This is a genomic window from Enorma phocaeensis (genome assembly GCF_016901575.1).
Lineage (GTDB): Bacteria > Actinomycetota > Coriobacteriia > Coriobacteriales > Coriobacteriaceae > Limicola > Limicola phocaeensis_A.
Genome location: NZ_JACJKQ010000014.1, coordinates 44,600 through 54,848, shown reverse-complemented (window position 1 = coordinate 54,848; position 10,249 = coordinate 44,600). Strand labels below are relative to the sequence as shown.

Here is a 10,249-nt window from a genome sequence, read left to right as displayed (position 1 = left end):
GTTGGCGATGGGGCTGGCAAGGGGTTGCGAAGGGGACTTCAGCAAGGAGGCTCTTCGAGGAGGGCTGGCGAGGGGCGCGCTCGACGAAGAAGGTCGCTCGGCAAGGAGGTGTGCTCGGCGAAGTGGGGATGACAAGATTTGCCGGTCGTTGGCGTTTGCGACCCCACCATGCTGCCCATATAATGTGGCGGAACGACGATGACCGCCGACGGTGCCACTGCTCGGCGCACAAAGGAGGCTTCCGCCATGCAGGCTCAAAAGGCAGAGGGAACCAAAGATCTCATCGGGCGCGAGATGCGCGCCTGGCAGCAGATGCAAGACGTCGCGGCCGAGGTGTTCGGCCCATACGGTTTCGATCCGGTGGAAACGCCCGCCATCGAGCAGGTCGATGTCTTCGTGCACGGCATCGGCCAGTCTACCGACGTGGTGCGCAAGGAGATGTTCCGGGTGTTTTCTGGCGCGAACCTCGCGCGCGTGCTCGACGAGGGCACCGACGCCAAGCTCAAGCCCAAGCAGCGCCTGGCGCTTCGCCCCGAGGGCACGGCGGGCGTGGTGCGTGCGGTTGTCGAGAACAATCTGGTGCCCCAGGGTGCAAGCCCGGTGAAGCTCTACTACGCAGAGGCGATGTTCCGCGGCGAGCGCCCGCAGAAGGGGCGTCTGCGTCAGTTCCACCAGGTGGGAATCGAATGGCTGGGCGCGCCCGATCCTGCGGCAGATGCCGAATGCATCATCATGCTCATGGAGTTCTACCGTCGTCTCGGCTTCGATCTGTCGCAGCTGCGCCTGCTCATCAACTCCATGGGAGACCCGGCGTGCCGTCCGGCATACCGCGAGAAGGTGCGTTCGTTCATCTTGGACCATGCGGACGAGATGTGCGACGAGTGCCGCGAGCGCGCCGAGGTGAACCCGCTGCGTGTCTTCGACTGCAAGAACGACCATTGCCGCGAGGTCATGAAGGACGCACCGCTGGCGCCGGACAACCTATGCAACGAGTGCCGCGAGCACTACGAGCAGGTGAAGCGCTACCTCGATGAGGCGGGCATCTCCTATGTGGAGGATCCTACGCTCGTGCGCGGCCTGGACTACTACACCCGCACCGTGTTCGAGGTCGAGGCGCCGGGTGCCGGCGTGGGATCTATCGGCGGCGGCGGTCGCTACGACGGACTTGTCGAGCTTGAGGGCGGCAAGCCGACCCCGGGCGTGGGCTTCGCCGTCGGGTTTGAACGCGTGATGCTGGCACTGGAGGCCCAGGGCGTGCAGATGGGCGGAGAGCCGGAGGGCTGCGTATATGTTGCAAACGCCGGGTCCGAGCTGCGCGGTCGGGTGTTCTCCGTCGCTCGTGAGCTTCGTGCCGCAGGCGTGCGCACGGAGGCCGACTACCAGGGGCGTTCGCTCAAGAGCCAGTTCAAGCAGGCCGATAAGCTGGGCGCGCGCCTGGTGGTGGTGCTTGGCGGAGACGAGCTCGCCCAGGGAAAGGTGCGCCTGCGCGACATGGTGAGCCATGAGGAATCCCTCGTCGACGTCGACGGCGTCGTCGACGCCGTGCGCGAGCGTCTGTGACGAGTGCGCCCGACGGCATCGAAGACATACAGGGCTGAGTTTTTGAGCAGCCTGGTGCGCCGCGCCCCCGCATCGGTGGCGCCCGTGCCGGGCTGCTCGTTTTTTTGGCTGCTCGGCGGCGCGCCGCCACGTCGACGCCTGCACTTGCCAAGACGCGGACACGCGGCCTTGTTGGGGGTTCCGCCGGCGCCCGCTCCCATCGGCCGAAAAAACCCACCGGCCGCCGAGCGGCACTTGTAAACCTTTCGCCATTTCACTAGGGCTTCACATTGGACGGGGCAAGTTCCGTATAATGTGTGTCGCGTGCGAACAAGCACTTGAAAGGGGGCAATGTGGCCGAACATACCACTCTCGACCGCAGCGACGACAAGCGGGACGACGCCGCCTGCTGCATGCGGGCTGCTTCGCGCCGCGATCGCGATCTGGGCGCTGCCGACACCGACGCCGCGATCGAGGCCTATTCAGAGATCGACCTACCCGAGGGCCTGCGTGACAGCCTTGCGCTCTTCCTGCGCCTGGAGCGTCGCGTGCTCAAGGAGTATGACGCCGACACCTGCGCCGTCTTCGATACGTTGCTCAACAACGTGATCAAGGCCAACGCCGGCGACCCGGGAGCCGAGGCCGCTGACGAGCCGACCGACGAGCAGGGCATTCCAACCTCCGACGCCGCGGGCGCCTGCGCCTTCCGCCATGCGGTGAAGCTGCTGGACCTGCTCACCATCGACCAGGCTCAGGTGGTGGTCCGTGCCTTCACCTCCTTCTTCCATCTCGCGAACCTCTCCGAGGAGAACTATCGCGTGCAGACGCTGCATGAGCGCGAGCGCAAGGTGACCCTCGATGCCGAGGTCGATGCCACCAACGAGCTCACCGTCGCGTTCAAGCAGCTTACCGACGAGGTGGGCGGAGGCGCCGCGACGCGCCTTCTGGCCAAGCTCGAGTTCCATCCCGTATTCACCGCGCATCCCACCGAGGCGCGCCGCAAGGCCGTCGAGGGCAAGATTCGCCGCATCTCCCGCCTGCTGGAAGAGCATGCCCACCTGGGCGGCTCGGCCCTGGTGGAGAACGAGCGCCATATGCTGCAGGAGATCGACGCCCTGGTGCGTACGAGCCCCACGGCGATTAAGAAGCCCACGCCGGTCGAAGAGGCCGACACCATCATCGACATCTTTGACAACACGCTGTTCGACACCGTGCCCCAGGTATACCGCCGCTTCGACGACTGGGTGCTCGGCGAGTATGCGGGTTCGGTGCCTCCGGTGTGCCCGGCGTTCTTCCATCCAGGCAGCTGGATCGGGTCCGACCGCGACGGCAACCCCAACGTCACGGCAAAGGTGAGCCGCGAGGTCGCGGCAAAGTTCGCCACGCACATGGTGCACAAGCTTGCCGACAAGTGCCGCCGCGTGGCGCGCAACCTCACGCTTGAGTCCCGCTACACGAAGCCGTCCGACGAGCTGCTCAACCTTTGGAGCCACCAGGTCGAGATGAGCGAGGTGCTCACCGCGCGAGCCGACGCGATCTCTGCCTCCGAGCCGCATCGTGCCGTCATGCTCGTCATGGCCGACCGACTGGACGCCACGGTTCGCCGCAATGTCGACACCATGTACAAGACCCCCGAGGACTTCCTCGCCGACCTGCGCATCGTGCAGCGTTCGCTCGCCTCTGCGGGCGCCCCTCGCGCCGCCTACGGCCCGGTCCAGACGCTCATCTGGCAGGTCGAGACCTTCGGCTTCCACATGGTCGAGATGGAGTTCCGTCAGCATTCGCTCGTGCACACCCGCGCGCTCGCCGATATCCGCGAGCACGGCCTGCATGGCGAGGGCGGCCCGCTTGACCCCATGACGCGCGAGGTGCTTGACACCTTCCGCGCCATCGGCTCCATCCAGCGCCGCTATGGCGAGAAGATGGCGCGTCGCTACATCATCTCTTTCACGAAGAGCGCCCAGCACGTGGCCGACGTCTACGAGCTTGCCCGTCTTGCCTTCGCGCATGCAGAGGACGTCCCCGCGCTCGACGTGATTCCGCTCTTCGAGCAGGTCGAGGACCTCGAGAACGCCACCAACGTGCTCGACCAGATGCTTGAGCTGCCCGATGTCCAGCGTCGCCTCGCCGCGACGGGTCGCAAGATGGAAGTCATGCTGGGCTATTCCGATTCCTCCAAGGACGCCGGCCCTGTGACCGCGACCTTCGTGCTGCATGACGCGCAGTGCCGCATTGCCGAGTGGGCCGAGGCGCACGACATCGATCTCGTGCTCATGCATGGTCGCGGAGGCGCCGTGGGACGTGGCGGCGGCCCGGCTAACCGAGCGGTGCTCGCGCAGCCCAAGGGCTCGGTCAACTGCTTCTTCAAGGTCACCGAGCAGGGCGAGGTCATCTTTGCGCGCTACGGCAACCCGGTGCTTGCCGAGCGCCATATCGAGTCGGTTGCCGCGGCAACCCTGCTCAACTCTGCTCCGTCGGTGGAGCGCACCAACATGGAGACGACCGAGCGCTATGCACCCATGGCCGACCGGCTGAGCTCGGTCGCCCAGGAGCACTTCTTGGACCTGCTTCACGCCGACGACTTCGCTCCGTGGTTCTCGGTGGTGACGCCGCTTACCGAGGTGGGCCTTCTGCCCATCGGCAGCCGTCCGGCGAAGCGCGGCCTGGGCGCCCAGTCGCTCGACGACCTGCGCACCATTCCGTGGGTGTTCTCGTGGTCGCAGGCGCGCATCAACCTGGCCGCATGGTATGGCCTGGGAACCGCGTGCGAGCAGCTCGGCGATCTTGAGCTGCTCCGTCAGGCGTATCGCGAATGGCCGCTCTTCTCGACCTTCGTCGACAACATCGAGATGTCCATCGCCAAGACCGATGGCCGCATCGCCAAGATGTATCTGGCGCTGGGGGACCGCGAGGACCTCGCGCGCAAGGTATACGACGAGATGATGCTTACGCGCAAATGGGCGCTGGCCATCGTAGGGGATGACTGGCCGCTCGAGCACCGCCATGTGCTGGGTCGCGCCGTCCGTGTGCGCAACCCTTACGTGGACGCCCTCTCGCTTGCCCAGGTGCGCGCGCTGCGCATCGTCCGCGCCGAGCAAGAGGAGCTTGCGGACGAGGCGAAGGCGAAGTATCTGTCGCTCATCCTCTCCACCGTTGCCGGCGTCTCGGCAGGACTCCAGAATACGGGGTGATGCCGTTCTTTGGGCTGTCGGCCTGTGGACGGGAATCCCAATAGATGTGTTGCAAGGGCGGCCTCGCGTGTTAAGCGGGGTCGCCCTCGGTTACGTCGCCGATTCTGCCGCTTGCACCGCGCCCGAGATGGGGCGCCGTCGCCGGATGTGCCCCGTTTTGCTTGCGGTGGATTCGCGACGAAGGTTTCAGGCGTTGCGACGTGCCTCAGGGACGGCGTCGCACCAAAGGATCGTTTCTTCTGCTCCCACGTGGCGTCCGGCAGGCGTGCGCTATACTACAGAGAGATAACTTGTCCGGACAAGTTGAAATTACGTTGTGAACGCCATGCGGGCACGGGCGATGCCGCAGGGCAATGAGTCGAAAGGAAGGACCGATGGCGCATCCGAAGGTCAAGCTCGTTCTATCCGACATCGACGGCACGTTGCTTCCCAAGGGCGAGCCGTGCATCTCCGAGCGCTGCGCCGAGGCGTTTCGCGCGGCCAACGCCGCGGGCATCGTGTGCGGCGTGGCAACGGGACGCGGGCGCGCCCAGGTGGCACCGATCTTTCGGGGCGACGAGTCGTTTACCGCAACGGCCATCGCGACCAATGGCTTGCAGGTCTATCTGCGGGGCGAGAAGCTCTGCGAGAAGCGCATCAGCCACGAGAACCTCAAGAGCATGCTCGACGCCATCACGAAGTGCCCGGGTGCGGGCCTGCTGTGCTTCGAGGACACGACACCGATGATCCTTGCGGGGACGCGCGAAGACCTTGCCGAGATCATGCCGAGCTACGCCTCCGTTGCCGTCGAGATCGACGAGATTCCGGCGCAGGGGGTCTCCAAGGCAAACTGCTTCCTCAACACCGACGATGCGGGCACCGTCGAGTTCGTGAGATATCTGAACGAGCATGTGGACGGCATCGACTTCGATACGCCCATGCGCGGCTACACCAACACCATGCCTGCCGGCTGGAACAAGGGCGAGGCCGTGAAGCTGCTGTGCGAGCACATGGGCTGCGGGCTCGACGAGGTGGTGGTCTTCGGCGACGCCAACAACGACCTCACCATGTTCGCTTCCGTTCCCAACTCGGTGGCCGTTGCGGGCGCGACGCCCGAGGCGGCATCTGCCGCGCGCTGGCATATCGGTCGCTGCGAAGATGACGCGGTCGCCTCGGCCATCGAGGCGCTCGCGGCGGGGGAGTGGCCGTTCAGCGCGTAGCGGATGCCTGCAGGCGGCGGCGCTCGCGCCGTGCTGTGGCGCAGCCTCTTGGCGGACGGAGACGCAAGCGATGGAGGGCGTCTTGAAGGCTAATTCGTAAACAATGGCAGATATTGCATGCTCTCGCTGCGGGATACGCGCCCAGATGGTACTATCGACACTCGCGTGCGCCGCGTACCTGCTACGCAGGGCGGCGTCTTTGCGGCGGGCCATGCCTTGCTGGGCGTGCCCGACATGTAAAGGCGCGCTGCCCGGCATGGGGCCAGCGCATGCGTCCGGGGCATCGCGCCTCGGGTCCGTCTGTGCGGTCTACGCAGGCGGGCCGATCTGTACCAACGCCGCCCGCTCCGGCACGGGGCGGCACAGATGAAGGGGGATATCTGTGGCAGACACCCACACCTTGCACTCCATGCACACCCATACCGCAGGCGAGCTCCGCGCCGCCAACATCGGTGACGAGGTCACGCTCACCGGTTGGGTTTGGCGCCGTCGCGACCATGGCGGACTTATCTTCTGCGACCTGCGCGACCGCACCGGCATGACGCAGTGCACCTTTGACCCCGAGCACTCGGGCGGCGACGCGTTCAAGATTGCCGAGACCATGCGTCCCGAGTGGCCCATCCTGGTGCACGGCACGGTCATCGCCCGTGACGAGGAGACCGTAAACTCCAAGCTTGCTACCGGCGAGATCGAGGTCCTCGTGGACCGCGCCGAGGTCCTCAACCGCTCGAAGACTCCGCCGTTCCAGATCGAAGACGGCATCGAGACGGCAGAGGACACGCGTCTGCGCTATCGCTATCTGGACATTCGTCGTCCCGAGATGATGAGCCGTCTCCAGCTGCGCTCGGACTTCACCTTCGCCATCCGCGAGGCACTGCACGACCGCTCCTTCATGGAGGTCGAGACCCCGAGCCTCTTCAAGTCCACGCCCGAGGGCGCGCGCGACTTCATCGTCCCCAGTCGTCTGCAGCCGGGCAGCTTCTACGCCTTGCCGCAGAGCCCGCAGCTCCTGAAGCAGCTGCTTATGGTGGGCGGCGTCGAGCGCTACTACCAGGTGGCAAAGTGCTTCCGCGACGAGGACCTGCGCGCCGATCGCCAGCCCGAGTTCACGCAGGTGGACATCGAGATGAGCTTCGTCGACCAGGACGACGTCATGGGCGAGCTCGAGGACGTGCTGTCGAGCGCGTTTGCCAAGATGGGCGTCGAGATGCCCACGCCGCTGCGCCGCATCTCCTATTGGGACGCCATGGACACGTATGGTTCCGACAAGCCCGATACGCGCTTCGGCATGCATCTCGTGGACCTCACCGACGTGTTCGCGAACTCCAAGTTCAAGGTGTTCTCGAGCGCTGCCAACACCGAGGGCCATGTGGTCAAGGCGCTCAACGCCAAGGGTGCCGGCACCTGGCCGCGCGCCAAGATCGACAAGCTGGGCAAGGTGGCCGAGACCTTCGGCGCCAAGGGCCTGGCGTGGATCGCCTTCCGCGAGGACGGCTCCATGAACTCGCCGATCGTGAAGTTCTTCTCTGACGAGGAGATGGCCGAGCTGCGCCGTCGCTGCGACGTCGAGCCGGGCGACCTCGTGATGTTCGCCGCCGGCCCCCGACTGGCCTCCGATGAGATTCTGGGCGGCATGCGCTCTCACATGGCCGATGCCCTCGAGCTTCCGCGCGAGGGCCACGACTTCCTGTGGGTCGTGGACTTCCCGCTGTTCCACTGGGACGACGACGCCAAGCGCTACGAGGCCGAGCACCAGCCCTTCACCCAGCCTCACCTCGACCAGATCGACCTGCTTGAGAGCGATCCTCTGGCCATGGGCAGCTGCACGTACGACTTCGTCATGGACGGCTTTGAGGCCGGCGGCGGCGGCATGCGTATTCACGACGCCGCGCTGCAGCTCAAGATGCTCGAGTTCATGGGCTTTACCGAGGAGCGCGCCCGCGCACAGTTTGGCTTCCTCATGGACGCCCTCGAGTTCGGCGCGCCCCCCATGGGCGGCTTCGCGCTTGGTCTCGACCGCGTGTGCATGCTGCTCGCCGGCTGCGACTCCATTCGCGACGTCATGGCGTTCCCCAAGACGTCCTCCGGCTCCGACCTCATGAGCGCGGCCCCGAGCGAGGTCTCCATGGCGCAGCTCAAAGAAGTCGGCCTGCGCCTGATGTAGCGCCTACGCTTCCGCCGGAGGTGTCCGGCGACCGAAGGGCGCACCTGTCCTACGGGGCGGGGCGCCAGATGTGCAAGAGGGCGGGTCCCGATACGGTAGCGTGCGGGCTCGCCCCCTTTTCGTATGGGGCCGTAGGATGCCGCCGGCTGTTTCTCGGGCACCCATGCTTGGGTGCTCGTTTCGTTCGCGCTGACGGGCAGACCTTGCGAGGCAGCGCGTAGCCTCCTCGGCATTCTTTGGAACCCATGCGTCCGCAGGGCGGTCTGCTCCGCGCCGTTGCGGTATCCTAGGGGCGGGCGCTGCGGCGCCCGTTGCTGCGTTGACACTGTTTGGAAAGGGTTGCCATGGAATCCATCATTACGCTCGAGCCTGTCTTCAAGGGCAAGATTTGGGGCGGACGCAAGCTTGAAACCGAGTTTGGCTACCAGATTCCCGACGGCCCGGTGGGAGAGTGCTGGGCGATTTCGGCACATCCCAACGGCGACTGCGTCATCACCTCGGGCGAGTATGAGGGCAAGACGCTCTCTTGGCTGTGGGACGCCCACCGCGAGCTGTTCGGCAATGCCGAGGGCGACGTGTTCCCGCTGCTCGTGAAGATCATTGATGCCAAGGACGACCTCTCCATCCAGGTTCATCCCGACGACGCCTATGCGGCCGAGCATGAGAACGGCTCGCTTGGCAAGCGCGAGTGCTGGTATGTCCTGTCTGCCGAGGAAGGCGGCACCATCATCGTGGGACAGCGCGCCCGCTCGCGCGAGGAGTTCGCGCAGATGGTCGAGGAGGGCCGTTGGGGCGAGCTTCTGAACGAGCTTCCCATCAAGGCGGGAGATTTCTTCCAGATCGACCCCGGCACGGTCCATGCCATCAAGGGCGGCACGGTTATTCTGGAGTCCCAGCAGTCCTCGGACGTTACCTACCGCGTCTACGACTACGACCGCAAGCAGGACGACGGCACGCTCCGTCCCCTGCACATGCAGCAGGCGCTCGACGTCATCGATTTCGACCAGGTGCCGCCTGCGTCCGGCTCGGTGGAGCTGGGCGACGAGGCCGTGAGCGAGCTTGTTTCCAACAGCTGCTACACCGTTGATCTGGTTCGCGTCGCGGGAGAGGTGACGGTGCCGTGCGAGTGCCCCTTCACCTGCGTGAGCGTGGTCGAAGGCGAGGGCACGCTGAACGGCATGCCGGTGAAGAAGGGGTCGCACCTCCTGGCGCTCTCAGCCTGCGAGGCGCTTGAGCTCGATGGCACCATGACGCTGGTGATTTCGCACCTGTAGGCGATGCGGGCGCATGCCGTAGGGGCAGCGTGGCAGTTGACGAGGTATCCGCGGGGTCGGCGCAGAGGCGCTCCCCGCGGTTTTTTTATGCCGCAGCTAAAATACGCCATTTCAAACTTTTTGTTTCCATAGGCTAATTTACTCTTCACATCAGCAGTATTCCGTGATAGTTTACGTAGGTGAACAAGCGGCTACGCCCCTGTGGCGGCCGCTTGCAACGTGTTGGACGCGATGAACAGGGTGGTGGAAATGATGTCAGGCCCGCACATGCCAGCCATGCCGCTGTCGTTGGTGCACAGTGGCGATACGGTCACCGTCACGCGCGTGCGCGGCGGAGAAGACCTCAAGCATCATCTGGAGAATCTGGGCTTCGTCGAAGGGTCCGAGGTTCATGTGGTCGCTTCAAGCGGCTCAAACATCATCGTGACCATCAAGGGCGCGCGCTTCGGCCTGGATAGCAAGGTCGCAAGCCACGTCATGACGGTTTAGCAGACGGCGCGCCACGTGCGCGGACCGTCCGCCTGGTTTGAAGTAGGGAAGGGGGATGCAATGAAGACGCTGGGAGATGTGAAGGTGGGTGACTCGGCCACCATCGTGAAGCTGCACGGCGAGGGCGCGCTCAGGCGCCACCTCATGGACCTGGGGCTCATCAAGGGCACGAGGTTCACCGTGGTCAAGGTCGCGCCGCTCGGCGATCCGGTCGAGATCAACGTGCGCGGCTACGAGCTTTCCATCCGCAAGGAGGAGGCTGCGATCGTCGAGGTGAGCTAGCCCCAAGACGAGTATTTCTGCAGGTAGAGTTAGATATTTCTAACATATTGCCCATCGCGCAGGGACGGGATGTAAGCTCCCCCGCCCCGCACACCCAAGGGGCGTCGCCCG

The 10,249-nt window shown here is 65.1% G+C and carries 7 protein-coding genes; all 7 read left to right on the top strand.

Features of this window, described 5'->3' with window-relative positions:
* Window positions 1-246 precede the first annotated feature (246 nt).
* The 7 genes from hisS to H6A15_RS07715 all read left to right on the top strand — a co-directional run bounded on the left by hisS (window position 247) and on the right by H6A15_RS07715 (window position 10,138).
* Window positions 247-1,560, top strand: a complete 1,314-nt coding sequence (gene hisS / locus H6A15_RS07745) for a histidine--tRNA ligase (protein WP_204673174.1) — start codon at window positions 247-249, stop codon at window positions 1,558-1,560.
* Window positions 1,561-1,952: 392 nt separating this feature from the next.
* Window positions 1,953-4,730, top strand: coding sequence for a phosphoenolpyruvate carboxylase (locus H6A15_RS07740; RefSeq protein ID WP_204673180.1), 2,778 nt, complete (start codon window positions 1,953-1,955; stop codon window positions 4,728-4,730).
* A gap of 374 nt (window positions 4,731-5,104) precedes the next feature.
* A complete protein-coding gene (locus tag H6A15_RS07735) occupies window positions 5,105-5,929 on the top strand; it encodes an HAD family hydrolase (protein WP_204673173.1) in 825 nt (274 codons plus the stop codon).
* Window positions 5,930-6,338: 409 nt separating this feature from the next.
* Window positions 6,339-8,093, top strand: a complete 1,755-nt coding sequence (gene aspS, locus H6A15_RS07730) for an aspartate--tRNA ligase (protein ID WP_204673179.1) — start codon at window positions 6,339-6,341, stop codon at window positions 8,091-8,093.
* 344 nt (window positions 8,094-8,437) lie between these two features.
* A complete protein-coding gene (locus H6A15_RS07725) occupies window positions 8,438-9,367 on the top strand; it encodes a type I phosphomannose isomerase catalytic subunit (RefSeq protein WP_204673172.1) in 930 nt (309 codons plus the stop codon).
* 267 nt (window positions 9,368-9,634) lie between these two features.
* Window positions 9,635-9,856, top strand: coding sequence for a FeoA family protein (locus H6A15_RS07720; RefSeq protein ID WP_239462454.1), 222 nt, complete (start codon window positions 9,635-9,637; stop codon window positions 9,854-9,856).
* A gap of 60 nt (window positions 9,857-9,916) precedes the next feature.
* Window positions 9,917-10,138, top strand: coding sequence for a FeoA family protein (locus H6A15_RS07715; protein ID WP_204673171.1), 222 nt, complete (start codon window positions 9,917-9,919; stop codon window positions 10,136-10,138).
* Window positions 10,139-10,249: the final 111 nt, after the last annotated feature.